The organism is Streptosporangium sp. CA-135522 (assembly GCF_050949235.1).
GTDB lineage: Bacteria > Actinomycetota > Actinomycetes > Streptosporangiales > Streptosporangiaceae > Streptosporangium.
In genome coordinates this window covers 9,604,969-9,630,468 of record NZ_CP192026.1, presented here as the reverse complement: position 1 = coordinate 9,630,468, position 25,500 = coordinate 9,604,969, and the positions used below count along the sequence as shown (strand labels likewise).

At 70.7% G+C, this 25,500-nt stretch carries 22 protein-coding genes and 2 pseudogenes; 8 read left to right on the top strand and 16 right to left on the bottom strand.

Annotated elements, in window-relative coordinates; genetic code table 11:
* The first annotated feature begins 97 nt into the window (after positions 1–97).
* Positions 98–1,984: a hypothetical protein gene (locus ACQPYK_RS45250; protein WP_433246443.1), complete on the top strand. Its 1,887-nt coding sequence runs from the start codon at positions 98–100 to the stop codon at positions 1,982–1,984.
* Here the strand turns inward: ACQPYK_RS45250 and ACQPYK_RS45245 are convergent.
* From ACQPYK_RS45245 to ACQPYK_RS45190, 12 genes are all read right to left on the bottom strand, one after another.
* Positions 1,960–3,051 carry an SPFH domain-containing protein gene (locus ACQPYK_RS45245; RefSeq protein ID WP_433246440.1) on the bottom strand — a complete coding sequence of 364 codons (1,092 nt, stop codon included), beginning with the start codon at positions 3,049–3,051 and terminating at the stop codon, positions 1,960–1,962. The two genes, ACQPYK_RS45250 and ACQPYK_RS45245, sit on opposite strands and share 25 nt — an antisense overlap.
* A gap of 2 nt (positions 3,052–3,053) precedes the next feature.
* Entirely contained in the window at positions 3,054–3,488 is a 435-nt protein-coding gene (locus ACQPYK_RS45240) for an NfeD family protein (RefSeq protein WP_433246437.1), read from the bottom strand.
* Positions 3,489–3,645: 157 nt separating this feature from the next.
* Positions 3,646–4,737, bottom strand: a complete 1,092-nt coding sequence (locus ACQPYK_RS45235; RefSeq protein WP_433246434.1) for an Ig-like domain-containing protein — start codon at positions 4,735–4,737, stop codon at positions 3,646–3,648.
* A gap of 183 nt (positions 4,738–4,920) precedes the next feature.
* Positions 4,921–6,057: a fumarylacetoacetase gene (gene fahA, locus ACQPYK_RS45230; RefSeq protein WP_433246431.1), complete on the bottom strand. Its 1,137-nt coding sequence runs from the start codon at positions 6,055–6,057 to the stop codon at positions 4,921–4,923.
* Complete coding sequence (locus ACQPYK_RS45225; RefSeq protein WP_433246429.1) at positions 6,057–6,836, bottom strand: hypothetical protein; 780 nt, start codon at positions 6,834–6,836, stop codon at positions 6,057–6,059. The genes fahA and ACQPYK_RS45225 overlap by 1 nt, the downstream gene beginning before the upstream one ends.
* Positions 6,818–7,987, bottom strand: coding sequence for a homogentisate 1,2-dioxygenase (locus ACQPYK_RS45220; RefSeq protein ID WP_433246426.1), 1,170 nt, complete (start codon positions 7,985–7,987; stop codon positions 6,818–6,820). The genes ACQPYK_RS45225 and ACQPYK_RS45220 overlap by 19 nt, the downstream gene beginning before the upstream one ends.
* A gap of 256 nt (positions 7,988–8,243) precedes the next feature.
* Positions 8,244–9,287 (bottom strand): scabin-related ADP-ribosyltransferase, encoded by a 1,044-nt coding sequence (locus ACQPYK_RS45215; protein ID WP_433246423.1) that lies wholly within the window; start codon positions 9,285–9,287, stop codon positions 8,244–8,246.
* Positions 9,288–9,372: 85 nt separating this feature from the next.
* Positions 9,373–9,636 (bottom strand): hypothetical protein, encoded by a 264-nt coding sequence (locus tag ACQPYK_RS45210; protein ID WP_433246421.1) that lies wholly within the window; start codon positions 9,634–9,636, stop codon positions 9,373–9,375.
* Positions 9,637–9,884: 248 nt separating this feature from the next.
* Positions 9,885–11,603 (bottom strand): HAD-IIB family hydrolase, encoded by a 1,719-nt coding sequence (locus ACQPYK_RS45205; protein WP_433246418.1) that lies wholly within the window; start codon positions 11,601–11,603, stop codon positions 9,885–9,887.
* A 65-nt stretch (positions 11,604–11,668) separates the two neighbouring features.
* Positions 11,669–12,901 carry a cytochrome P450 gene (locus ACQPYK_RS45200; protein WP_433246415.1) on the bottom strand — a complete coding sequence of 411 codons (1,233 nt, stop codon included), beginning with the start codon at positions 12,899–12,901 and terminating at the stop codon, positions 11,669–11,671.
* A gap of 39 nt (positions 12,902–12,940) precedes the next feature.
* The gene (locus tag ACQPYK_RS45195; RefSeq protein WP_433246413.1) at positions 12,941–14,341 is read right to left on the bottom strand and encodes an NAD(P)/FAD-dependent oxidoreductase; all 1,401 of its coding nucleotides are present in this window, start codon (positions 14,339–14,341) and stop codon (positions 12,941–12,943) included.
* On the bottom strand, positions 14,325–14,558 hold the full coding sequence (locus ACQPYK_RS45190) for a ferredoxin (protein ID WP_433246410.1): 234 nt from the start codon (positions 14,556–14,558) through the stop codon (positions 14,325–14,327). The genes ACQPYK_RS45195 and ACQPYK_RS45190 overlap by 17 nt, the downstream gene beginning before the upstream one ends.
* 568 nt (positions 14,559–15,126) lie before the next feature.
* Between ACQPYK_RS45190 and ACQPYK_RS45185 the strand changes: the two genes are divergently transcribed.
* From ACQPYK_RS45185 to ACQPYK_RS45170, 4 genes are read left to right on the top strand one after another with little or no spacing between them, the layout of a single operon-like run.
* Positions 15,127–15,279: a hypothetical protein gene (locus ACQPYK_RS45185; RefSeq protein ID WP_433246407.1), complete on the top strand. Its 153-nt coding sequence runs from the start codon at positions 15,127–15,129 to the stop codon at positions 15,277–15,279.
* Between the two features lie 30 nt (positions 15,280–15,309).
* Positions 15,310–15,813, top strand: coding sequence for a MauE/DoxX family redox-associated membrane protein (locus tag ACQPYK_RS45180; protein WP_433246404.1), 504 nt, complete (start codon positions 15,310–15,312; stop codon positions 15,811–15,813).
* A 10-nt stretch (positions 15,814–15,823) separates the two neighbouring features.
* On the top strand, positions 15,824–16,354 hold the full coding sequence (locus tag ACQPYK_RS45175) for a TlpA family protein disulfide reductase (RefSeq protein ID WP_433246401.1): 531 nt from the start codon (positions 15,824–15,826) through the stop codon (positions 16,352–16,354).
* Positions 16,351–18,357 (top strand): ABC transporter ATP-binding protein, encoded by a 2,007-nt coding sequence (locus ACQPYK_RS45170; protein ID WP_433246398.1) that lies wholly within the window; start codon positions 16,351–16,353, stop codon positions 18,355–18,357. The genes ACQPYK_RS45175 and ACQPYK_RS45170 overlap by 4 nt, the downstream gene beginning before the upstream one ends.
* A 122-nt stretch (positions 18,358–18,479) precedes the next feature.
* Here the strand turns inward: ACQPYK_RS45170 and ACQPYK_RS45165 are convergent.
* Positions 18,480–18,764: pseudogene (locus tag ACQPYK_RS45165) on the bottom strand (S24/S26 family peptidase); the annotation flags it as partial.
* 246 nt (positions 18,765–19,010) lie between these two features.
* Between ACQPYK_RS45165 and ACQPYK_RS45160 the strand changes: the two are divergent.
* Positions 19,011–20,318 carry a hypothetical protein gene (locus ACQPYK_RS45160; RefSeq protein WP_433246395.1) on the top strand — a complete coding sequence of 436 codons (1,308 nt, stop codon included), beginning with the start codon at positions 19,011–19,013 and terminating at the stop codon, positions 20,316–20,318.
* Positions 20,319–20,623: 305 nt separating this feature from the next.
* On the opposite strand, the pseudogene ACQPYK_RS45155 reads toward ACQPYK_RS45160, so the two are convergent.
* Both ACQPYK_RS45155 and ACQPYK_RS45150 read right to left on the bottom strand, forming a co-directional pair.
* Positions 20,624–20,722: pseudogene (locus ACQPYK_RS45155) on the bottom strand (hypothetical protein); the annotation flags it as partial.
* A gap of 125 nt (positions 20,723–20,847) precedes the next feature.
* Positions 20,848–21,738: an NmrA/HSCARG family protein gene (locus ACQPYK_RS45150; protein WP_433246392.1), complete on the bottom strand. Its 891-nt coding sequence runs from the start codon at positions 21,736–21,738 to the stop codon at positions 20,848–20,850.
* 403 nt (positions 21,739–22,141) lie between these two features.
* Here ACQPYK_RS45150 and ACQPYK_RS45145 point away from each other — a divergent pair, with 403 nt between their 5' ends.
* A complete protein-coding gene (locus ACQPYK_RS45145) occupies positions 22,142–23,269 on the top strand; it encodes a hypothetical protein (protein WP_433246389.1) in 1,128 nt (375 codons plus the stop codon).
* Positions 23,270–23,363: 94 nt separating this feature from the next.
* Here ACQPYK_RS45145 and ACQPYK_RS45140 read toward each other — a convergent pair whose 3' ends face one another.
* Positions 23,364–23,996, bottom strand: coding sequence for an IclR family transcriptional regulator (locus ACQPYK_RS45140; RefSeq protein ID WP_433246386.1), 633 nt, complete (start codon positions 23,994–23,996; stop codon positions 23,364–23,366).
* A 243-nt stretch (positions 23,997–24,239) separates the two neighbouring features.
* On the opposite strand from ACQPYK_RS45140, the gene ACQPYK_RS45135 reads away from it, so the two are divergent.
* Entirely contained in the window at positions 24,240–25,469 is a 1,230-nt protein-coding gene (locus tag ACQPYK_RS45135) for an NAD(P)/FAD-dependent oxidoreductase (RefSeq protein WP_433246383.1), read from the top strand.
* The last annotated feature ends 31 nt before the right edge of the window (positions 25,470–25,500 follow it).

Here is a 25,500-nt window from a genome sequence, read left to right as displayed (position 1 = left end):
GGTTCTCCGGCCCGGTCGAGGGAGCCGGGCGGCCACGGGGGAAGCCCGGGCGGCCACGGGAGAAAGAAGCCGTCCGCCGCGTTCGAGGAGCAGGACATTGACCAGGTACCACCTCCGCTACCAGCTCGCGCCCGGGCAGGATCCGGCCGCTCTGGCGGACTTCTGCGCCGGGCACGGCGTCGAGGAGGTCGTGCTGATCTACAACTCCGAGGAGCTGCACACCGGGCACCCGGTCGGCGCCGACGAGGACCTGTGGTTCGAGACCGTGCGCGCCGCCCGTGACCTGTTGGTCGACCGCGGCGTGTCGGTCAGCCTCAACCCGTGGGTGACGGTCGGTCACGTCGACCGGGGCAGAACCCAGGACGTGGGCTTCGCGCCGCTCGTGTCGCCCTACGGCGAGGTCGCCACCGCGGCGGCCTCGCCCGCCTGTCCGGTCTGGCGGGAGTGGCTGGCCGCGCACTACGGCAGGTTCGCCGAGATCGGCTTCCGGGTGATGTGGCTGGAAGACGACTTCCGCTACCACAACCATCGTCCGCTGACCTGGGGCGGCGGCTTTGAACCCGGGATTCTGGAGCGCCTGGGGCTGGACGCCACCCGCGAGGAACTGCTCGCCGCGATCACCGCTCCCGGCGAGCCGCACCCGTGGCGCCTCCTGCTACAGCGCAGGTGGCGGGAGATCCAGCTCGAAGTGGTGGATCTGGTACGGCAGGCCATCGGGGGAAGGGCCAAACTCGGGCTGATGAGCTCCGGACTCGGTATCGCCTCGGTCGAGGGACGAGACTGGGGCCGCATGTTCGAGCGGGTCGAGGTGCACCGCCCGCACTTCGCCCCCTACGGCGACACGGCGGCCGCCGACCTGTCCTACTCGCTGGCGATGCTCGAACTCCAGCGCCCCCTGCGGCCCGCGGGCGTCGAGGTGGCGCCCGAGATCGAGAACTGGCCGCACACCGAGTGGACCAAGTCCGACACCCAGACCTGGTCGGAGATGGTCGCCGCGCACCTGTCGGGCGCCGACGCGCTGCTCCTCGACGTGTTCCCCTTCGTGACCGGCGCCCCCGCGCGCTACCCCAGGGTCGGGCGGATGCTAACGGCGTCCAGGCCCGCGCTGGACGCCACGCTCACCCCCGACCTCACGACGTACGGCGTGGGCGTGCCGTGGTGGCAGGACACGGCCGCCTCCGTCGAGGGTGACGGGAGCCTGCGCGGGCTGACGGCGGATCCGCTGCGGGCCGCGGACTTCCTGCTCCCGTACGGCGTGCCGATCCAGGGGGGTGCCGCCCCGGTGACCGCGCTGTTCGGCGAGGTCGCCTGGGGCGTGCCCGACCCGCTGGAGCTGCTGCGCGGTGGGCTGTTGCTGGACGGTACCGCCGCGGCCATCCTGACCAGGCGCGGCTTCGGCGACCTGCTCGGCGTGCGGGTCGAAACGGTCGTGGATCGCATGACCCCCTCGGCCACGCCGTACAGCATGGAGCGGATCGTCGACGGCGGCGCGCTGCTGAGCGTCAACGAGCAGCGGCGGATGGCCCGGCTGGTCGCCGAACCGGGCACCGACCTGTGGACCGAGATCGTCACGGCGCGCGGCGAGCACTGGGGCGCGGGCAGGGTCGCGGCCGTCAACGCGCTGGGCGGGCGAGTGGTCACCATGGCCGCCTGCGAGCCCGAGCGCCTGGGCCGCTGCGACGACGGGCGGCGCCTGGCCCACACCGCCGTCGCCTTCGCCGGTGCCGACCTCCCGCTGGTCACCGGAGGGCCGCAGCTGATGGCGCAGTACGCGCGGGTGGGCGGCCGGTGGCGGCTGGCCGTCGTCAACGGCTCAGCCGACCCCGCCCGCCCCGAGGTCCTGCTCGACCGCGACCCGACGGCCGTACTGCTGGCCCCCCTGACCGAGCCGCGGCCGGTTCCGGTGACGCGCCGCGCGGCCGGCCGCGTCACCGTGGAGGCCGACGTGCCGCACCGTGGTTACGTCCTGTTCGAGTGGGACTGATCCCGTTCGGTGAAGGCGGCGAGGGCGTCGGGGGTGACAGGGCCGGGGCCGAGCTGACCGGGGCCGAGCTGGCGGGGACCGGCGTCGACGTCGGCGGCCTCGGCCACCGCCTCGGCCGCGGCCTGTTCCGCCTGGGCCGTCTCCCGGGCGGTCGCCTCGCTGATCGCGGGAGCCTCGCGGGTCGCGGCCGACTGGGGCAGGGACTCGGTGAAGGCCTTGGAGACGCTCTGGAGCGCGGAGGTGACCTCGCTCGGAATCACCCAGAAGGTGTTGCCCTGACCCTTGGCGAGCTCCGGCAGCACCTGAAGATACTGGTAGGCCAGCAGCTTGGGGTCCGGGTCGTTGCGGTGGACCGCCTGGAAGACCTCGTCGATGGCCTGGGACTGGCCCTGGGCCTTGAGGATCGCGGCGCTCCGGTCACCTTCGGCGCGCAGGATCGCGCTCTGCTTGTCACCCTCGGCGGTGAGGATCTGGGACTGACGCTGGCCTTCGGCGTTGAGGATCGCGGCGCGCTTGTCACGTTCGGCGCGCATCTGCTTCTCCATCGCCTCCTTGATGCTCTTGGGCGGGTCGATGGCCTTGATCTCCACCCGGTTGACCCGGATGCCCCACTTGCCGGTCGCGTCGTCCAGCACGCCGCGCAGCTGGCTGTTGATCGTGTCACGCGAGGTGAGCGTCATCTCCAGGTCCAGCGAGCCGACGACGTTGCGCAGGGTGGTGACCGTGAGCTGCTCGACGGCCTGGATGTAGTTGGCGATCTCGTAGGCGGCGGCGCGGGGGTCGGTGACCTGGAAGTAGAGGACGGTGTCGATCTCGACGACCAGGTTGTCCTCGGTGATCACCGGCTGCGGGCGGAAGGAGACCACCTGCTCGCGAAGGTCGATCATCGGGTAGACCCGGTCGATGTAGGGGATCACGAAGTTCAGGCCCGGCTTGAGCGTGCTGTGGTAGCGGCCCAGCCGCTCCACGTTGCGCGCACGGGCCTGCGGGACGATGCGCACCGAGCGGACCACGGTCAACACGGCGAACAGGACGATGAGCAGACCGGCGATCAACAATGCATCCATGGTCACTCCCGGGGATAGACGAGCGCGGTGGCGCCCTCGATCTCGATGACGTCGACGATCGCTCCCGCTGGGATCACCAGCGTCTCGTCGTAGGCTCTCGCCGACCACTCCTCGCCGCCGATCTGCACCCGGCCGTCGCGGCCGGTCACCTCGCGCACGACATAGGCGGGCTTGCCGACGAGGGCCTGGATTCCGAACCGCTGGGCCGCGGGCGTCCGCATGAGCTGGCGCCTGGCGAGGGGCCGGACCGCGACCACGCCGGTGGCCAGGGCGGCGGTGAACACCACGAGCTGAAGAGGGACCGGCAGGCCGAGACCGGCGGCGACGGCGGCGAACAACGCGGCGCCGCCGAGCAGGCCGAGCGCGGTGGTCAGGGTGAAGATCTCGGCGACGCCCAGGGTCACCGCGAGAATCAACCAGATCACCCAGTCATCCATGCTCCGGCCCTCCTACCTTGTTAAACGGGGCAGACGCCCGGGAGGTTCCTCTTTCCACCGTATGCCGTCATCCGAGGGCTGTCAGGTCCGTTCGGACCCACTTTGTCGATCATTTCAGACATGCCGACGTGCTGTCCTCGCCGTGCCGCCACCGGGTTCAGCGCGGCGCCGGAGCGGGGGTGATCAGGGGCCGTGGCGGCCTGGCGACGTGCAGGGCGCTGCCCCCGAGCCACTCCTGCCAGGACCGCTGCCAGTAGCCCCAGCCGTTGTTCCACGCCAGCTCACGGTCGGTGCCGCGGACGATGACGGGGTCGCCGCGCAGGGAGCCGTCGAAGAACCAGGCGGCCTGGTCGGGCCGGGCGTTGATGCAGCCGTGGCTGACGTTCTGCCTGCCCTGGGCCCAGAGGTTGTTCTTGGCGTGGACGTATTCGCCGCTGTCGGAGATCCGGACCGCATGGTCGATCATGACGTCGTAGAAGCCGGGATCGCCCTTCTTGCGGCCGGGGGAGACCATGCGGACCGGGCTGGCCTTGTCCATGGTCAGGTGGACGCCGCTCGTCGTGGTGTACTCCTCGGTGGTGGCCATGCCGGCGCTGACGGCCATCCGCTGGACCACCCGGCCGTCCCGCACGACCCGCATCTGGTGGGCCACGGTGTCGATGAGGCTGACCTGTTCCCGGCCGACGTCGAAGGCGACGGTGCGGTCGGCCGTGCCGTAGACGCCCCTGGACGCGCGGACGCCGGACAGGTGCGCGGTGAAGGAGACCCGCTGGTGGGCCGGCCAGTTGCGGTGCGGGCGGTAGACCACCTCGGTGTCGCTCACCCAGTGCCAGGCGCCCTCGACCGGCCTGGTGGAGCGCACCTCGAGGGCCCGCTCGACGGCCGCCCTGTCCTCCACCGGCGTGGTGAAGCCGACGATGACCGGCATGCCGACGCCCACGGTCTCGCCCGGATCGGGTGTGACGGAGCGGACCTGGAAGGTCTGGGCGGGAGTGAGCGTGCGGAACCTGCCCGAGGTGGTCACCGTGGCCCCGCCGGCTCCCGTCGCGGTGACGTTGACGACGTACTCCCGGCCGGGGGTCAGGGCCCAGTCCGAGCGCCAGATCGACCGGCCGCCGTAGAACCGGCCCGGCACCGGGACGCCGCCCGCGTAGGCGGTCACCCCGGCCAGCGTGCCGGTGCCGGCCCGGACGACCAGGCCGCGTCCGGTGCCCGCCCTCGTCGAGTTCAGAGGCGGAGAGATCTTCACGCCGGACGCCGACGCCCTCAGGTGGTCGCCGCCGGACACGAACGAGGAGCAACCCGTCACCGTGAGCGCGAGGAGAACGATCGGGAGACATCCCGCGGCGCGCCGCATCTGTTCCTGCCTTAGGGGTCGGCGAATACTCGGGCACCCCACATTAGCGACGAGTGATCAGATGAGCACACCAAGTCACCTCGCGGGCAGGACGGTCCCCGTCACCTCGCCTAGGGTGATCACGGTCCCGTCGGGGCCGGGGGCGGACGCGCTGATCGTGACGGTGTCGCCGTCCTCCAGGAAGGCTCGGGCCGAGCCGTCGGGCAGCTTGAGCGGCTCGGAGCCGTTCCAGGTGAGCTCGATCAGCGAACCCCGCTCGCCCGGGTCGGCGCCGGAGACCGTGCCGCTGGCGTAGAGGTCGCCGGTGCGCAGGGCGGCGCCGTTGACGGTCATGTGGGCGAGCATCTGGTCGGGCGTCCAGTACATGTCACGGTACGGCGGGCGGGAGACGACCTCGCCGTTCAGCCTGACCTCCATCGTCAGGTCGAGTCCCCACGGCTCCTGGCGGCGCAGGTAGTCCAGCGGCTGGGGGTCCTGCTCCCGGCCCGCGACGCGGGCCTGCGACAGGGCCGCGAGCGGGGTGATCCAGGGCGAGACGGAGGTGACGAAGGACTTGCCGAGGAACGGGCCCAGCGGGACGTACTCCCACGCCTGAATGTCCCGGGCGCTCCAGTCGTTGACCAGCGTCACGCCGAACACGTGGTCCTCGAACCGGCCGGCCCGCTCGCCGAGGGCCGTCGGCGTGCCGACCACGAATCCGAGCTCCGCCTCGATGTCCAGCTTGGCCGAGGGGCCGAAGACGCCGGCGCCGCGCTGCCCGGACGGCCGGACCACCGGGGTGCCGGACGCCACGACGGTCCCGGCCCGGCCGTGGTAGCCGACCGGCAGGTGCCGCCAGTTCGGCTTCAGCGGCTCGTCGTCGGGACGGAACATCCGGCCGAGGTTGGAGGCGTGCTCCAGCGAGCAGTAGAAGTCGACGTAGTCGGCCACCTCGATCGGCAGGTGCAGGGTGACCCGGTCCAGCGGGATCAGGTGCGGCTCGACCGCGGCCCGGTCACTGCTCAGCTTGTTCTGGATCACCGCCCGAGTGTCCCGCCACGCGGCCGCGCCCCTGGCCATGAAGGCGTTGAGCGAGCCGGTGGCGAACACCTCGTCGTGCAGCGCCCCGGCCAGGTCGACCACGTGCTCGCCGTAGCGCACGCCGACGCGCGGGGTCTCGTCCTCCTGCCGGGAGAAGACTCCGTAGGGCAGGTGCTCCAGGCCCCAAGACATCACACGTTCTCCTCTGCGTCGGCGGTCGTGCCGGTGGTGATCAGGCCGAGGGCCAGCAGGTCCTCGATCGGGGTGCTCGTGCTGCACGAGCCGTACGAAACCAGCAGCCTTCTGGCGCGCTCGGCGGTGTCGTCCGGTACGGCCTGCGCCAGCCGTACCAGCTCGCCCACGTCCGTCGAGCGCAGCACCGGCACCGGGTCGCGGCCCTCCACCGTCGCGCAGACCGCGAGGACCAGGTTGAGGAAGCCGTGCCGGTCGGTGCCCAGAGCCGGGTGGAAGTGGCGGACCGCGTTGTGCAGTCCGGCGGTCGCCTTGAACGGCAGATCGCGCTCGGCGCAGTAGACGATGAAGCGGCCCAGGTCCTGGGCGGTGGGGAAGGCCGCCGCGGTCAGCCCGCCGCATCGGATCTTCAGCCCGACCCCGGACGGCACGTCCACGGGCAGCTGGGCGGCGGTGACCTCGACGAACTGCCGGGCGGGGATGTCCAGCCCGACGGCCTTGCCGCCGGGCACCTCGACCAGCTCGACGGTGAGGTCGTCGAGCGGCGGGACGTCGGGGGTGTCGAGGATCAGCCCCAGCCTGACCGGGAAATCCAGGTGGGCGCGGAGCTCCGGCAGGCGGCTGGCCGAGCAGAGGAAACGGTGGGTGAGCACCGCGCTGCCCCTGTCCAGGTCGTTCCGGTGCCGCCGGAGGGCCTCGGCCATCGGCAGCGCGGTCGGCGGGAACAGCCCGGCGTCGTCGACGAGGTCGTGGAAGAGCCTCATCGGGCCCAGGTCCACGCGTAGGCGGGGTCCTCGACCGATAGCCCGGCGGGGCCCAGGTCGAGCGGGCGGAAGGTGTCGACCATCACGGCCAGCTCGCTGGTCTGGGTGTGCCCCTGCCGTACCGCTTCGATGACGGCCTCGACGGCGCCCGGCTGCGGGCCGTGGGTGAACCCGGCCGGGTGCAGCGAGATCGAGCCGACGTCGATGCCCGAGCCCTTGCGCGCGGTGTAGTCGCCGCCCGCGTAGAACATCAGCTCGTCGGAGTCGACGTTGTGGTGGTTGTAGGGGATCGGGACGGCGTCGGGGTGGAAGTCCAGCGGCCGGGGGCAGAACGAGCAGATCACGAAGTTCGGGCCCTCGAAGGTCTGGTGCACCGGCGGCGGGGCGTGGGTGCGCTTCACGACGGGCTCGAAGTCGTTGATGTTGAACGCGTAGGGATACAGGCAGCCGTCCCAGCCGACCACGTCGAAGGGGTGGTTGCGGTAGACCAGCCGGGTCAGCCCGCCACGCGTGCGAACCAGCACCGGCACCTCCTCGCCCTCGACGATCAGCGGCTCCTGCGGGGTGCGCAGGTCGCGCTCGGAGTAGGGGGCGTGCTCCAGGAACTGGCCGTACTTGGACAGGTAGCGCTTGGGCGGCCTGATGTGCCCGGCCGCCTCGATGGTGAAGGCCGTGACCCGGCCCTGGGGGACCCAGCGGTGGATCGTCCCGGTCGGGACGACGACGTAGTCGCCCTCGCCGGCTTCGATCACGCCGTAGGTCGACTCGAACCTGACCCGGCCGCTGGCGATGTAGACGCACTCGTCGCCCATGGAGTTGCGGTAGAGCTCGCTGGGGGTCTCGCTGGCGGCGTACGACATGCGGACGTCGGCGTTGCCGGCCAGCAGCCCGCGTCCGGTGACCAGGTCGCCGCCGACCGGCAGGTCCTGGGTGCGGAAGTGACGGGGCGACAGCGGCAGGTTGGGGGTCAGCGTCACCGGGGCGGGGGGCTCGACCGCCTCGGCCTTGATGATCGCCGTGGGGAGATGGCGGTGGTAGAGCAGGGAGGAGTCGCTGGAGAACCCTTCCTCGCCCATCAGTTCCTCGGCGTACAGCCCGCCGTCGGGCCGCCGGAACTGCACGTGTCGCTTGCGGGGGACCTCGCCCACGACCCGGTAGTACGGCATCCGCTTCTCCCCACGCTTGTCCGCTTATCGGACACTAGTGTCCTTTATACGAACAACCATCGGTCACCGGTGTGAGGATGTCAACCAGGGGCCGGCAGGTGTCGTTTCCCGCGCGGCTGTTCCTTTCCCGTATGCCCGCCGTGTGAAGCGCCGCATTCTCGCCGCGGCCGTCGGCCGTTCTTCGGGGATGCGGACGACCGGGCCGGCGAAGCCGGGCCGGTCGTGAGGCAGGCGTGATCAGCGCCCCGATCAGGGGTCAGGGGCGGTAGTGGGGATTATTTATATAGTCCCCGAACGTCTTGGTCGCCTCGTCGTAGGGGCGTGCCCCCTTGATGAATCGTCCTTCGACCCCGCCGGGGAACGCCACCTCCTGCTGGTGTCCGGTGCGCAGGGCGCTGCCCATGGTCTTGGTGATGTCGACTCCCCCTGGCGCGTCCACGTCGTAGAGGTATCTCGTGGGGAAGATGTCCATCGGATTCGACAGCCGGGTGGTGCTGACGAACGCCGACTCCTCGAACCGCAGGTGGGATTCGAGATCGGTGTTGTCGGGGCGGCGGGGGTGGAAGCCCGGTCCGAAGACCTCGTCGGGGTGGCGGTCGTCGGCGCGCCGGAGGATGAGCCGGTCGGTGCGCCACACCGGAGCGGGGGTGATCGCCTTGACGTTGACGTTCCGGTTGGCCGCCGCCCTCAGCGGATCCGGCCGGCCGCCGAACCGCATCCGGAGCCGGTCGGGGGATTTGGCGCCGAGGATGCCGTGGAGCCGGGTCGTGATGCCTCGGACCAGGGTCTTGCCGAAGAACCGTTCGAGTTCGCGGCGGAAGACGGCCGTCGCGCGCTGGGCGAGCATCCGCGAGCCCAAGATGGCCGTACGCGCCTGAACGGCGGCCATGCCGAAGGTGAAGGCGGACGCCGCGATGGCCCACGCCAGGATGGCGGCCACGATCCCGGCCGCGATGACGAGAACCTTTTTGAGGACTTCGACGAAGGTGGCGAACCCGTCGTGGGTGTCGGCCAGGGCGTGCATGGTGGTGGCGAGACTGGACAGGTGTCCGGAGTCGTCATCGTCGCGGTGGTAGTCGGCCCAGAAGGCGGTGAACGCGTCGATGTCGTCACCGGCGTTGTCCACGGCGGCGAACTGGACGGCACCGTGCGCGCCCGGGATGACATCGGCGGTGATCGTGATGGCACAGGCCCGGTACGCGGTGGCGCAGTCGCGCAGCCCGTCCTCGTCCTCGGTGGGCCACGGCACGCGCAGCATCCCGAACGCGGTCTCCAGTTCGGCGGGAAGCGTCACCGCCACCGCGCAGGCCCCCGTCCGCAACGCCGCTGTCCGGCCGTCGTCTCCCCGACCGGTCCCGTTCGGTACGGGCGGCTCACGTCAAGCGTCATCGGGTGGACGGATCCAGATCCTGGACGGTGAGCGTGTTGACCAGTTCGGTGCCACGTGCCTGACCGGCCATCTCCTGGACGCCCGCACCGGTCATGTCGAGATTGGCGTGCAGGTGACCGCATGCCTGACCGAGCGTCTCGTTGATCTGGTCCATGACCATGCCGATGACGCCGATCCCCCACGGCGAGCGTCCACCGCCGGCCACGGCCTTCAGTAACGCGTCCGTGTGCTGCCCGAACAGATCGATCGGCTCTTGCATGCGTCGTCCGGCACCGGTCAACGACACATGATCAATCTGCAGCTCGTGCCCCACCACCCACCACCCATACGGCTCGACCCGTGATCAGAACCATAGATTATTACTTGATACGGCCCATGAATTCCAGAAATTATGCCCAACCGAAAATGGCGGCAAGACCGGAGGGGGGGGAAGAACGCCCCGGATGCGGTCGATCGCACGGGATTCCCTGGGCCGCTCTCCAGGCGGCGGGCGGGTGCCGCTTGCTCTCAGGCGGACTCGGCGGAGGCGGTGTAACGCGCTCGGACGAGCTCGCACACGCGCCTTCTCGTGTCGCCGGACGGCTCCCCGGAGGCCCCCTCGACCTCGGCCACCTCGGCCGCCAGCTCCTCGTCCTTGACCTGTACGGCCAGCCATCGCGAGTAGTCACCCCGGCGCAGGTGGTGCTCCCACGTCTCGTCGTCGACGCCTTCGGCCAGGCTGCAGAAGGTCATGAGGTTGTTGGCCCGCAGGTTCAGGGCGCCCCGGGGGCCGCGGAAGTAGAAGCTCTCCACCCCGAGATCTCCGGTGGCGTACTTGCGGCGGTGCCGCCGGCGCTCCTCCTCGGGCGGGGCGAGCTCCACCCGGACCGGTCCACCGGCGGTGGGGTTCCACAGGAGCAGTTCCCCGGTCGGCAGGTCGGGGAGATCCTGACGGGGCAGGGGCCGGCCGGTCGCGGCGGCGAAAGCGCCGAGGACGTCCCCCGGCCGCTCCCCCACCGCGACGATCGCGTCGAGCGCCCGCAGGACCGGCTCGCTGACCGCGCCGGGATGCACGGTGACCAGCAGCAGCCCGCCCATCTCGCGCAGCAGTCCGATGGGCTGCGGGCCGAAGCCCTCGGGCATCATGTGGTGGGCCTCGTCCACCACCAGCCAGTGCGGGTGCCCCTGGCGGGCGCACAGCGCCGACAGGCGGGGCAGGAACGCCTCGAAGAAGCCCGGCCGGTCGTCGATGGGCAGGCCCAGCAGGTCGATCACCACGCTCTGCCGGAGGTCCTCCAGCACCTGGAGGACCTCGTCCCCGGTGGGCGTGCGGCGGGCGTCGCCGAGCACGATCGCCCCCTCGACCCCTTCGGCGTAGTCCCCTTCGGGATCGATCAGGCAGAACTGGTAGCCGGCCCTGGCGAGGCGCTCCAGCAGCGCCGCCGTGACCGTGGACTTCCCGCTGTGCGAAGGCCCGGCGACCAGCAGTCGCGGGCCGTACGGCGACAGCCACGTCTGCCCGGTTTCGCCGGTGCCGAGTAGCAGGCGGCGCCGTACCACGTCCACGTCGGCCAGGTCGGTCTCGAGAAGGCGGTCGGCCAGTTCGGCGACCCCGGCGCCGTGGTCCCGCTCGGTCACGAGATCGCAGCGTTCCTTGATCGCGGGGAGCGCGTTGGCCACCGCCACCGCGCACTCGCAGGCCGACAGGAAAGCGTGGTCGTTCTCCGCGTCGCCCACGCCCACCGTGCTGTGCTCCGATATCCCGAGCTCCACCAGGGCGGCGGCCAGGCCGCTGGCCTTGTTCACGCCCGAGGGCAGGACCATGACGGCGCCCTTGTTGAAGATCACCTGCATCTCCAGGCCGAGGTCGCGGATCGCGTCGAGAACGGTCTCACCGTGGGGTTCCCAGGTGGCGACGATCACCGAGCCGACACTGAGCGGCGCCACGCCGAGCTCGCGCAGGCGCCCTGCCAGGGCGACGGGCGGGCCTTCCGCCAGAGGCGAGACCGCCTGTGCCTCGGGCTCCCCGGGGCGGTACAGCACGGCCCCGTTCTCGGCGACGATCCGGTCGAACAGGTCCATCCGTCCGAAGTCTCGCCGCAGGTCGTCGATCTCCCGGCCGGTGACCATGACCAACCGTCGCCCGGAGCGCGCGAGGCGTTCGAGTGCGTCGAGGGTGTCGTCGTCGACGCGGCCGTCGGTGGCCAGCGTCCCGTCGTAGTCGCAGGCCACCGCGTGGTAACGCATACTCGACGCCTACCCCTGTCCGGTGATGGCACCATCCCGAACAGGTGAATTCCCGGTCGTGTTCGCTACGCCGTGATGCCGTCGAAGGCGACGGGAAGGTGGCGGGGGCCGCGCAGGACCGGGTTCTGCCGGTACGGGGGCGGGTCCTCCACCAGCCGCGGACCGCCGAGCCGCCGGGCGAGCTCGGTCAGCGCGATCTGTGCCTCCAGCCGGGCCAGCGGCGCGCCGAAGCAGTAGTGGATGCCGTTGCCGAAGCCGAGGTGCTGGTTGTCCGGGCGTCCGGGGTCGAACCGGTCGGGGTCGTCGAAGCGCCGGGGGTCGCGGTTGCCGGAGGCCAGCATGAGCCAGACGGGCGCGCCCGCGGGAATGACGGTGCCGGCGATGTCGATGTCGGCCAGCGCGGTGCGCTGGGGCAGCAACTGCACGGGAGGTTCGTAGCGCAGCAGCTCCTCCACGAGCGGGACGGCCAGGTCGGGGTCGCCGCGCAGCCGGTCGAGGACCTCCGGGTTGCGCAGCAGGGTGAGCATCCCGTTGGTGATGAGGTTGACGGTGGTCTCGTGGCCGGCGATGAGCAGCAGGACGGCGGTGGTGACCAGCTCCAGCGGTGACATCCGCCCGTCCGGGCCCTGATCGGTGACCAGGGCGGACAGCATGTCGTCGCCGGGGGCGCGGCGGTGTTCCTCGACGAGCCCGGCCAGGTAGGCGCCCAGTTCGGTCCGGGCCTGCTGGGACGTGCGCTGCCGCTCGGCGGGGCCCTCGGCGGGGCTGGGGTCGAGACCGGCGACGACCGCCTCGGCCCAGCCGTGGAAACGTGCCTCGTCCTGGTGGGGCACTCCCAGCAGCTTGCAGATCACCATCACCGGGAAGGGATAGGCGAAGTCCTCCACGATGTCGACCTGCTGCCTGCCCTGGAAGCCGTCGACCAGGCCGGACACCATCCGGGTGAGGTCGCCGCGCATGTCGCTGATCCGCCTGGGGCTGTGCGGCGGTCCGAACGGCCGCGTCGCCAGGCGGCGCAGCCGGTCGTGCTCGGGCGGGTCGAGCCGCAGGAAGCTGGGCGGCAGGGTCGAGTCCTCCTCGGGGGGGAGGGAACCGCCCGCCTGGGGTGCGAGGTTGCGCGCGTCGGAGCTGATCCGCGGGTCGTGCAGCAGGCTGAGGATCTCCCAGTAGGTGCTGACGGTGTAGACGCCGTCGTCCTGGCGCGCCACCGGTGTCCTGCGGAGCTCGGCGTACAGCGGGTAGGGGTCGGCGCGGTTGGCGTACTCGGTGATCTGGTGCAGCAGGGTGCCCGATGTCATGGCGAAGTCCTTGAACGTGGTCGGCAGGGGCGCTCGTCGTCAGGCGCGGGCCGGGGTGAAGGTGACCCGTCGATCGCTGGGCGAGTAGCCGCTCAGGGTGACGGTGGGCCCGTGGGTGGGCAGGGCGGGGTCAGGGAAGTCGGCTCCGACCGGCCGCAGCCCCTCGGGGCGCCGGTCGGCGTTGGTGAACTCGGGCGGGAACGGCGCGGCCGTCTCGATCTGCCGGCGGTAGAAGTCGATCCATCTGGCGTGGTCGAAGGTGACCGCGGCGATGACCCGGCCCTGGTAGCCGTAGGCCGCGGCGAAGCGCCGCTCGGCGAGGGATCCCTGGGTGACGAGGAGTTCGTCGCCCATGGGCGGGACGCCGATGGATTTGATGTTCACGCCGAACTGGGCGGACCAGAAGGCCGGCACCCACAGGTGCGGGCGGCGATCGGGCCCGGAGCTGATCATGTTGTGGGCGGCGATCTCGGCCTGGGCGACCGCGTTGCCCCAGTGCTCCAGGGAGAGGAACTGGTAGCCGAAGAGCGGGTGCGGGGAGCGGGCGACGTCGCCGGCGACGAAGATGTCATCGGTGACGATGCCGTGGACGTCGAAGGCCCGGCATCCGGCGTCGCAGGCGACTCCTCGCGGGCCGGCGCCCAGGCCGGACCCCGTGAGCCACTCGGTGTTGCGCATCGCGCCGAGTGCGATCACCGCCACCTCGGCCTCCAGCGTGGTGCCGTCGGACAGGTGGGCGCACCGGAGCCGTCCGGCCGGGTCGCCTTCGAGCGCGGTCACCGTGATGCCGCAGCGCAGATCGACGCCGTGCTCGCGCTGGAGCCGCGCCGCGACCGCGCCGACGACACCCCCGAGCGCCCCCACCAGCGGCGCCGGGCCGCGCTCGGCGACCGTGACCTCAAGCCCTCGCTCCCGGCAGGCGGAGGCGACCTCGGAGCCGGTGAACCCGGCGCCGATGACGAGCACCCGGCGCGGTCCGGCGGCCAGGCGCCGGTTCAGCCGGGCCGCGTCGTCGCTGGTGCGCAGGACGAAGACACCGTCCAGGTCGGCCTCCGTCTCCTTGATCCACGGCCGGGCGCGGGTGCCGGTGGCGATCAGCAGGCGGTCGAACTCGACCTCCTCGCCGTCGGCCAGGCGCACCCGCTTGCCGGTCAGGTCGAGTCCCGTGGCGGCGACCCCGAGCCGCCACTCCGCGTCGATCGCGCGGCGCCGGGGCAGGGCGGTGCCGTCCGCGGGCGTCCTGCCGAGCAGGACCTGTTTGGACAGCGGCGGCCGGTCGTAGGGCTGGTGCGACTCGTCCCCGATCATGGTCAGCGACCCGGTGAAGCCCTCCTCGCGAAGCGTCTCCGCGGCCCGCAGGCCCGCCAGGGAGGCGCCGACGACGACGATGCGGCCCTGACGCAAGAACGCCTTCGCCGGCGCGTCAACGGGCATGGTCATCCGCCCTTTCCAGCGCGGCCGGCACGTCGGCCAGATCGACGAGGATGGCCTGGACCGGGCAGGCCGCCGCGGCCCTCAGGACGTTCTCGCGCTGCGCCTCATCGGCGCCCGGGTCGTACATCAGTGCCTCTTCACCGTGCATGGTGAAGACGTCGGGCGCCAGGAAAGCGCACTGCGCATATCCCTCACACCGGTTGAGGTCGACGACTAGCCTCATGAGGACCCTGTCCCTCCGACGGGTTCGGTCATCAAGTGCTGTCAGGCTAAGGCGCTGAACAGGGAAAACGTCGACCGGAATCGCCGGTATGCGCCTTTTGGTATTACCTTTGCCGTGTTCCTCCCGAACGGTGGCCAACGAGCCGTCCGAAACCGGGGCGGCGGGCAGGGCGAAAAGCGCCTGACGTTTCGACGGGCAGGGAGTCGCCAATGAAGGCGCTCTTGAAGACACTCTGCCGGTGTAATCTATAAAAGATCCGCAAAACGCAGATATATCGTGATATCCGAATGGCGTTCCCTGGTGCCACCGGATCGCCGTTCGCCGGAAACCCGGGGTCACGTCACTTCGACGTCGGCCGGATGGTGAGGCGGGATAGAATCGGCAATGGACCGTTCCTGTCCAAATTCCTCCCTGTTCGGGGGGTTTGTTGTCAAGATCACTAAGCGCCAAAGTCGGACGCCGCTCTGGGCAAGGTCATCCGTTCTCCTGTGATCTTCAGGGACTGATCGTTGGTCACGCCAGTCACTTCTCTTCCAAGGAGAACACCGTGATCCGCGCCATCACCCGCATGGGAGACCAGCTTCTCGACAAGCTGCTGCCCAAGACCTCGGCCGCAGCCGTCTACTGCTGGACCGAATCCAACACCTCCGGCACGCGCTGCCGTCAGTGCTGCTGGCGCGACTGCTGCGGCACCAGCTGCGGTTCGTTCGACTACTGCTGACCGACCTTCCTCACGGATCGACCGATCGCGATGCAGTACGCCGTTCTGACCTTCCGCTGCCTGCTGGGCCTGGTCTTCCTGTCCGCGGTCGCCGGCAAGCTGCGCGACCCGGCCGCGTTCCGCGCCTCCGTGGCGGACATGGTTCCGGTCGGGCCTCGTGGAGTGCCGGTCGTGGGCCGGCTGACGATCCTCGCGGAGATCTGCGCGGTCGTACTGCTGGCGATCCCCCAGACGGTGCCGGCCGGGTTCGTCCTGGCCGGCACCGTGCTGACCGGATTCAGCGCGGGAATCGCCCGAGCCCTGCGGGCCGGCGCCCGCACGCCGTGCGGATGCTTCGGCGCGACGGCCACCCCGCTGGGGGCGCGCCACCTCGTCCGCAACGCCGCTCTCCTACTGTTCGCCGTGGCCGGGTTCGCCCTGACCGGAGCCGGTGACGCCGCCCATCCCGCAGGCATCGCCCTGGCCCTGACGACGGCCGCCCTGCTGGCCCTGCTCGTCGTCTTCTTCGAGGACATCGCAGACCTGTTCGCCTAGGAGTTCCGCCATGCCGTTTCTCGTCGCCGCCGTCGTCCTGGTCGGCGTCCTGTGCGTCCTCAACCTGGTGCTCACCGTCGCGGTCATCCGCCGCCTCCGGGAGCACACTGTCAAACTCGCCGAGGGTATGCCGACGCGGCCGAAGATGATCGAGGCCGGGACCGAGTTGCCCGCCTTCGACGCGACCGCCCTGGACGGCACCGGCGTGTCGAAGGAGTTCTTCACCGGCCCGACCGTGGTCGGCGTCTTCTCCACCAGTTGCGCGGCCTGCCACGAGCGGATGCCCGAGTTCACCGGTTACGTGGCCGGGATGGGAACCGATCAGGTGCTCGCCGTCGTGGTGCAGGACCGTGAGGGGGACGCCGGCTTCGACGCCGAGCTGTCCGCCGTGGCGACCGTGGTCCACGAGCCCGCGGGCGGTCCGGTGAGCAAGGCGCTGCAGGTGTCGATGTTCCCCGGCTTCTACCTCGTGGACGGAGACGGGGTGGTCGTGGCGGCCGTGGGCTCGCCCGCCGACCTGCCGCTTCCGGCCCGCTCATGAGCGTCGGCGCGATGCTCCACCGCGCACGGACCGCCGCGGGTCTCGCCTGGCGGGCACACCCCTCGGCGAGCGTGGGCGCGGTGGCGCTCGCGGCGGGCATGGGCGCGGTGCCGGTGGCGGCCGCCCTGCTGACCAAGCGGGTCATCGACGGCCTCTCCCGGGGAGACGGAGCCGACCGGCTGCTGCCGGCCGCCCTCGCCCTGGGGATCACGGCGCTGCTGGCGGTCACCCTGCCCGCGCTGTCGGAATACCTCCAGGGCCAGCTCCGCCGGGCGCTCGGGCTGCTGATCCAGGACCGGCTGTTCCGCGCGGTGAACGCCCACCCGGGGCTGCGGCACTTCGAGAACCCCGAGTTCCACAACCGGCTCAAGCTGGCCCGCGAGGCGGGTCAGAACGCGCCGGAGCGGATCGTCTCCTCCCTGCTGACGGTCGGCCAGGCGGTCCTCACCCTGGCCGGGTTCGTCGCGACGCTGATCGTGCTCAGCCCGGTGCTGGTCGCCGTGGTGGTCCTCGCGGCGCTGCCGTCCATCCGCGTGCAGCTCCACCTGAGCCGTCACCGGGCCGGCATGATGTGGGGCATCAGCGCCGGCACCCGCCGCCAGATCTTCTACGCCGACCTGCTCACCAGACCCGACGCCGCCAAGGAGATCCGGCTGTTCGGGCTGGGCGACTTCCTGCGTGAGCGCATGCTCGGCGAGCTGCGTACGGTCAACGCCGCCGAGCGCGAACTCGCCCGCCGTACGCTGCGCAGCCAGTGGTGGCTGTCCCTGCTCGGCGCGGTCGTCGCCGCGGCGGGGCTGGTCTGGGCCATCGTGAGCGCGGCCTCCGGGACGCTCACGGTCGGAGACGTGGCCGTGCTCGTCGCCGCCACGGCCGGCGTCCAGGGGGCGCTGTCCTCGATCGTCGCGCAGTCCGCCGACACCCACAACGCGCTGCTGATGTTCGGGCACTATCTCGACGTGGTCCGGGCCGTTCCCGACCTGCCGACGCCCGCCGAGCCCGCGGACCTGCCCGCGCTGCGCGACGGCATCGAGCTGCGCGACGTCTGGTTCCGCTACGAGGAGGACCATCCCTGGGTGCTTCGCGGGGTCGACCTGTTCATCCCGCGCGGGCAGTCGGTCGCCCTGGTCGGGCTGAACGGCGCGGGCAAGAGCACGCTGGTCAAGCTGTTGTGCCGGCTGTACGACCCGGAGCGCGGCGCCATCCTGTGGGACGGCGTCGACATACGGCACGTCCGCCCCGCCGACATGCGTGAACGTGTCGGAGCGGTGTTCCAGGACTACATGTCCTACGATCTCACGGCGCGGGAGAACATCAGGCTCGGCGACCTCAGAGCCGACGACCCCGACCTGGTGACGGCGGCGGCCCGGCGGGCCGGGATCCATGACAAGTTGAGCGGGCTGCCGAAGGGATACGACACGCTGCTCAGCCGGATCTTCTTCGGCGAGCAGGACGAATCGGCCGGGGTGGTGCTCTCCGGCGGCCAGTGGCAGCGCCTGGCGCTGGCCCGCGCCTTCATGCGTGATCGGCGCGACCTGCTCATCCTCGACGAGCCGAGCTCGGGCCTGGACGCCGAGGCCGAGTACGCCGTGCACGACGGCCTGCGCCGCCACCGTGAGGGACGCACCAGCCTGCTGATCTCCCATCGGCTGGGCGCCATCCGGGACGCCGACACGATCGTCGTCCTCGCCGACGGACGGATCGTGGAGCGCGGCTCGCACGCCGAGCTGATGGCCGGCACCGGAGAGGCCGCAGGGACCGGAGAGTACGCCCGGCTGTTCGCCCTGCAGGCCCGCGGTTACGGGCCGGCGGAGTCCGCCGGGTCCGACGACGGCTCAGGACCGGCGGGCATGGTGGCGATCGGCGGTCCCGGAACGGCGGGCATCGCGGGCACGGCGGAGCCGGGTGGTCCCGGGATGACGGGCGTCGCGGGGCCGGATGATCCCGGCCGGGACGACAGCCGCCGCACGACCACCCCGAGCATGCGGTCCGTGGGAACGTAGCCCCACGAGCGCGAGTCGGTGCTCAGCTTTCCGTCACCGATGACCACCATCCGCCCCGCGGGCACCCGCCCGCCCGGCGGTGTCTCGACCCGGTCCGCGACCTCCTCGGGGACCGGGTCGCCCGGCAGCGCGGTGACCCGCTTGATGACCCACTCCGCCTCGGACGGCGCCGGAAGCGGCCCGGTGTTCCATCTCCCGCGCCGCCCGCCCAGCAGCACGCGCGGCTCGAAGACCACCACCTGACCGCGCCTGAGCGCGGACGCGGCCACCCGGCGGATCAGGACGCGGTCACCGGACCGGTAGGTCGGCAGCATGCTCGGCCCGGTCACCCCGACGACGACGAACCGTCGCCTGGCCATCGCCAGGCCCATGGCGAGCGCCACGGTGGACGCCAGTACATAGCGCATTCTCATGATCGGACAATCATGGCGTATCGGACCGGCTGCCGGGGTGAGGCGCACTCTTCCGCGTGCCCGCCGACCGCCCGGCCGACTTCTTTCGCAAAACGGTGGCTTCCACGAAGAAGCCACTCCAGTGCATGATCTAGCCTTTGACGCCACTTGTTGATCATTATCATCGGCTGTGACGAGCGCTCGACGTGGCCTTCCAGGTCTACGGAGGCTGTACGCCGACCTAGGGGATGAGGCGACCATATGGCTGGTGAGGATGGGTTCGGCTACGACGGGGGTCTCCTCGGCGGGCTGGCGGAGGGCTTGCACGGCATGGCGGACAGGCTTGGGAGTCTGAGGTATTCCGGGGATGATGTCGTTCTTCCCACCTTCGCGCTGGGCGGGGCGGGTGAGTGGCCCGCCCGGCACGAGTACGGGAAGACCTGGGATGAACTCGGGCAGGAGTTCGGCTACGGCGAGCGCGAGGCCAGGACCCTGGGGGACAACCTGCGGCAGACGCGGAACAGTTACGCCAAGGTCGAAAGCGCGAATGTCCGCAGGGTGCTCGACGCCGTGGCCCAGGCCCGGCGGGCGGACCACGGCGTGCGTCCGGGCCTTTGGGACGGCTCTCCCGATTCCTATGATTACGATGCGAGCATATTCGAGCAGATGTTTGCTGATCCAACCGCATTGTCGTTCGGCGGTGGGGCCGCCGCCATAGCGGCGGGTGCGGGGGGACGCCTCATGGCTAATTTTCAAAAAGAGAGGGATCTTGAATCTCTTTGGCACAGGAAAATGGGCATTAATGAGGATGTGGATAGGCGCATAGGGAGCGTCGGTAAATCCATCGTCGAGCATATGGAGCGCACGAACTGGTCGAACGATCTCAATCCATACGAGGCGGAGCACCGGAAAAATTTGTTCAGAAAGGTGGAGGACCTGCATGCGGAAAGGGAGAGGAGATTGTCGGAGCTCGCCAAGCTCAGTAAGGGTACGCAGGTGAACGTCGCACGGGCGAAGGCGTTCTCCTGGACGGCCATAGCCGGTGGACTCGCCTGGAGTGTCATGGTCATCCCTTCGGACGAGGACATCGACCGTGCGATCAAGGGCTGGAACGCCCTCGCGTACAACTGCGGGGAGATCTTCGGGTATGACACCCGCCTGGTCCGTAAGGCCATAACGGAGGCCTGGGCCGGGTCCGCGATGGAGGCCGCCGACGCGAGGTTGGTCGACTTCATCGCCGCGGGCGTCCATCTGACCGAGAGGGTGCAGCACCTGTCCACGGCGCTCTCCACCACGGTCGAGGATCTCGGTGGCATCCACAAGGCCGCGCTCGCCTTCTCCCTCGCCAGCCTCGCGGCCATCACGGGCCTGGGAGTCGCGGCCCGGTTCAACCCCGCTCTGCGTCCCGCCGTCGAGCTTCTCGGCACCAGGCTCACCTCCGTGATGATCGTCTGCGCGAACATCGCCCCGGCGGTCACCGCCGCGGGCCTCTCCTGGTACAAGGTCGCCGACGCGAACCGGGTGACGAAGATCGGCGGTCGCGAGGTCACCGGGTTCCGGCGCTCCTGACCGGGGCCCTCGGGGTCGGCAGAAGCCGGGCCGTGGGCGCATTCGGCGCCTTCTTCGACTCGTGCCTTCACGGGCGGTCGCCGACGCGGCACCGCCACCGCCAGGCCGTCGTCCCCCTCCGCCACGGTGAGGTGCGCGGTCGCGCCGACCTCCTCGGCGAGCCTGCGCAGGGTGGGCAGGGCGCCCTCACGCAGCAGCGGCTGGACGGCGCGCGCCAGGACGAGGACGCCGAAGCCCAGGTGGACCCGGCCGTCGTCGTCCCGGCGGACGAAGCCCTCGCTCTGGAGGGTGGTGAGCAGGCGGTAGACCGCCGGGCGGCTCAGCCCGAGCTCGGCCGCGAGCTCGGTGGGCGTGCGGCCGCGGCGGCCGCCGCCAGTACGTAGCGCATTCTCATGATCGGACAATCATGACTTATCGGGCCGACGAACGGGATCATGCCGGGGAGGCGGTCGCTCCGGCGGCGAACGCCGGGAGCGGCCTCCGGGACTCCGGAAGCCGGTGGCTTGGTCGGCCGCTCCTCCGGAAGAGGCTAGGGACGGCCGGCCGCCAGGGCCGTGAACCTGGCCCCGCCTTCCCGATCCAGCCAGGTGGCGAAGTCCATGAGGTCGGGATGGAGCGCGCGGAGGGCGGGGATGTCGGCCTGCCAGCCGCCGAGGGATTCGGTGCGGGCCGCGTTGCCGCCGTCCGCGCCGGCCTCCGTGGGCTTCTCGCGGGAGGCGGGGGCGATCGGAAGCGCGCGGCCGACGGCTTCTTCGATGGCGGTGACGAGCTGCTGCCTGGTCAGCTCGTCACCGGCGATCTCGATGGCCTTGCCGAGGTAGGTGTCCGGGTCGGCGAAGGCCAGCCCGGCGAACGCGCCGATGTCGGTCACGGCGATGAGCTGGACCGTGGCGTGCGCCGGGATCATCCCGAGCAGCGGGGTCTCGCCGAAGACGCCGAACGGTCCCTCGATGTGGTTCTCCATGAACATCACGGGACGCAGGATCGTGTGCGGCAGGCCGAGCGCGCGGATGTGCTGCTCGATCCTCCACTTGGTGTTCCAGTGGTTGACGGTGGTGCCGCGGTCCGCGCTGCCGACCGAGGTGTAGACGAGGTGCCCGGCCCCGGCCGCGAGCGCCGCTTCGGCGACGTTCACCCCCAGCCGCACCTCCTCGTCGTCGAGGTGCGGTGCCGTGGCGGGCGGCTGGACGCTGAAGACGCCGTGGACGCCCTCGGCCGCCGCGTCCAGTGAGGCCCGGTCGTCCATGTCTCCTTTGACAAGCTCGGCGCCCGCGTCGGCGATCGCCCGCGCCGCCTCGGTCGAGGGGTCCCTGACCAGGGCTCTGACCCGCCAGCCGTCGGCCAGCAGCCGCCTCGCAGTCGCGCCGCCCTGCTGCCCGGTGGCGCCGGTGACCAGGATGATCTTCTCTGAGCTGGACATGTCTCTCCCGTGACCAGAATACGGAGCATCGCTCCGATTTAAATGGAGCACTGCTCCGGTTGTCAACGTCTCGCGTGGACACGGGAGTCCGGGGTCGTTCGCGGGCGGCGTCCTGGCCTTGACGGCGGCCACCCTGTCGGCCCTGCTCGTCGCCCCCTTCGAGGGCGTCGTGGATCCGGGTGCGGTCCTTGGGTCGACGGGTCGGCGGTGTGCTCGGTCCGGTAATCCTTGAAGCCGGCTATTTTCTGATTCGTCCCTTGATGTTCACTGATTCGTCCTTGATGTTTGCTTATTCATCCCGCGATGTCGACTAGTTGATCATTATCGTTGGGGTGCGAAGAACGCTGGGCGTGGTCTCCGGGGCCTTGGAGGCCGTGCGTCTGATCATGAGACGGATGGCTGTATGGCTGGTGAGAATGGATTCGCCTACGAAGAGAATGTCTTCGGTAAGGCGGCGCAGAGTTTGCAGGATATGCGTCACAAACTTGATGATCTGTCTAGATCCGGCGCGGATCTCCCCACCGGGGCGCTGGGTGTGGCGGGTTGGCTCGCCCAGAAAAAGTACGCCAATGCCTGGGATGATCTTCGGATAGAGATCTTCAATGGCTACGGAGAGGCCCGGGATCTGGCCGAGATGATGGGGAAGACCGGGAAAAATTACACCGGTACCGAGGGTGTGGTCATCGGCAGAATGCTCGACGCGCTGTCCGAGGCCAAGGATGTGTCCGAGGACAGGAAGGGCAGGCCTCCCGCTATTTTTCCCAGTTACCGTGGTTGGGCTCAGTTTGGCGATCCGGGGCAACCCCCAGCACAAATCCCAGGGTTGATGACCGCCGCAGCGGGCTTGGGAGCAGCCCTCAAATTCGACGAAATACTGTGGGAACAAGACCAGATGCGATGGGAATGGCTGAAGAGGAGGACGCCGTCGAGGCTCGCCACGTGCAGTCTGGCCACGGAAAAGAACCTGGTGTGCGCGAGGGCGTTCTCTTGGACGGTCATGGCCGGCGCGCTCGCCTGGAGTGCCACGGTCATCCCCTCGGACGATGTCATCGAGGAGGCGATCACGAGCTGGGGGTACCTCGCGTACAAGTGCGGGACAATCTTTGGATACGACACCAAGTTGGTTCGTGAGGCGGTGGAGGCGGCCTGGGCCGGGCCCGCCATGGAGGCCGCCGACGCGAGGCTGGTCGACTTCATCGCCGCGGGCGTCCTTCTGACCGAGCGGTTGCAGCACCTGTCCAAGACACTTTCCACCACGGTCGAGGATCTCGACAGGATCCACACGATCGCACTCGCCTTCTCCGCCTCCAGCCTCGCGCTCATCGTGGGCTTGGGAATCGCGGCCCGGTTCAGCCCCGCTTTGCGTCCCGCCGTCGAGCTTCTCGGCACCAGGCTCGCCTCCGTGATAATCGTCTGCGCGAACATCGCCCCGGCGGTCACCGCCGGCGCCATCACCGCGTTCGCGAACGTCGACGCGAACAAGGTGACGAAGATCGGCGGTCGTGAGGTCACCGGCTTCAGGCACCTCTGATCCAGGAAGGCGGGTGCGGGCCGCCGCGCCGAGCCGGTCGGGGCTCGCGTGATGGGAAACCCGCATCCCGGAGACCGAAACCGTGCGGCACCGGTCAGGCCAGGGAGGCGGCCAGTTCGGCGGCGGCGGCGGCGACCCGGGGGCCGACGGTCCCGGGATCGAGGGGGGTGAAGGCGATTACCCCCACCGAGGCTTCGAGCCAGGGGACGCCGGGGACGGGGGCGGCTATGCCCCGGGCGCCCTCCTGGAGCTGCCCCTCGGTGACGACGTAGCCGGTGCGGCCCTGACGCAGGGCGAGGACGGCGAGTCCGGCGGCGCCCCGGGTGAGCGGGTGGCGGGACCCCTCGCGGTAGGCGACGTGCATGTCCGTCCAGGAGGGCTCCACCACCGCCACCGCCAGGCCGTCGTCCCCCTCCGCCACGGTGAGGTGCGCGGTCGCGCCGACCTCCTCGGCGAGCCTGCGCAGGGTGGGCAGGGCGCCCTCACGCAGCAGCGGCTGGACGGCGCGCGCCAGGACGAGGACGCCGAAGCCCAGGTGGACCCGGCCGTCGTCGTCCCGGCGGACGAAGCCCTCGCTCTGGAGGGTGGTGAGCAGGCGGTAGACCGCCGGGCGGCTCAGCCCGAGCTCGGCCGCGAGTTCGGTGGGCGTGCGGCCGCGGCGGCCGTCGGCGAGCAGGCGGAGCAGGCGCAGGCCGCGCTCCAGGGTCTGCGAGGATTCGGCCGCCATCAGGGCGCCTGCCGTACTGGGAGCATGCTCCTGATTATCGACCGATCGCCGACGGGCGGCGGGCATGGTCCGCAGCGGAAGCGGTCCGTGGCGGAAGCGGTCCGCGGCGACCGGGGGCGGTCCGTGGCGGAAGCGGTCCGCGACGGGCCGGCGACGCTTGCGGTCGCGAGCGGGCATGGCCCACGGTGGATCCGAACGGGCATGGCCCACGGTAGGGAGAGCCCGGAAAAGGGGGAGCTCGGCATGAAGTCGGCCATCGTGGTCGGGGCGGGGATCTGGGGCACGTCGCTGGCGCTGCGGCTGGCGGAGTCCGGTTGGCGGGTCACACTGGTCGAGCAGTACCAGCCAGGGCATCTACGGCAGGCGAGCGCCGGGGAGACGCGGTTGCTGCGCGCCTCGCACGGCGGCGACGACTGGTACGCCCGGATGGCCCGCCGAGCCCGTGAGCTGTGGCGCGAACTCGGCGAGCGCATCGGGGAGGAGCTGTACACCGAGACGGGAATGCTCTGGTTCGCCCGGCGGGCGCAGGGCTGGGAACGGGCGAGCGCCTCGGTCCTGGAGCGGCTCGACATCCCGCACGAACTGTGGGACCCGGCCAGGGCGGCGGCGGCCTTCCCCGACTTCCGCGGCGATGACCTGGAGTTCGCGCTGTGGGAGCCGCAGGCCGGGGTGGTCAGGGCGCGTCGCGCCACGCAGGTGACGGCCCGCCTCGCCCGCGCCGCCGGAGTCACGGTGGTCAGGGGACGGGCGGAGCCGTACACCGAGACCCCCGAGGAGGTGGCCAGGCCGTACGACATGACGTTTCCGGGCGGGACGGAGCGGCACGGCCTGGCGTTCCAGGGATGGCGGGAGCGGGACGGTGCGGGCCGCGGGCCCGCGGTGCGGGTCGGAGACGAGGTGCTGCGGGCCGACCGGGTGGTGTGGGCCTGCGGGGCGTGGCTGCCGCGGCTGTTTCCCGGGGTTGCGGAGCTGCAGGTGACCAAGCAGGACACGGCGCACTTCGCGGTGGCGCCCGGGTGGGACGACACCCCCGCGTGGGTCGACTACGAGGGGTCGGTCTACGGGCACGGCGACATCGACGGGCTCGGGATGAAGGTCACCTCGGACGCCGAAGGCGAGCCGTACGACCCGGAGACCGGAGACCGGCGGATCTCGCCGTCGAGCGAGGAGGCGTCGCGGGCCTACCTCCGCCGCCGGTTCCCCTCTCTGGCCGGGGCGCCGCTGCTGTTCAGCCAGGTCTGCCAGTACACCCTCACCCCCGACGGCGAGTGGGTCATCGCGCAGGCGGCGGACGGGGTCTGGCTGCTCGGCGGGGACTCCGGCCACGGGTTCAAGCACGCCCCGGCGCTGGCGGAGTACGTCGCCGGGCTCCTCGACGGCGAGCGGGAACCCGAGCCCCGCTTCGGCCTGCACCACCGCGTCCCCACCCGGGGCCTGCGGACGAGCGGCCGGACCGACCTGGCCGACCGGTGATCAGTTGTCATGCGGGTAATAACCGGACGCC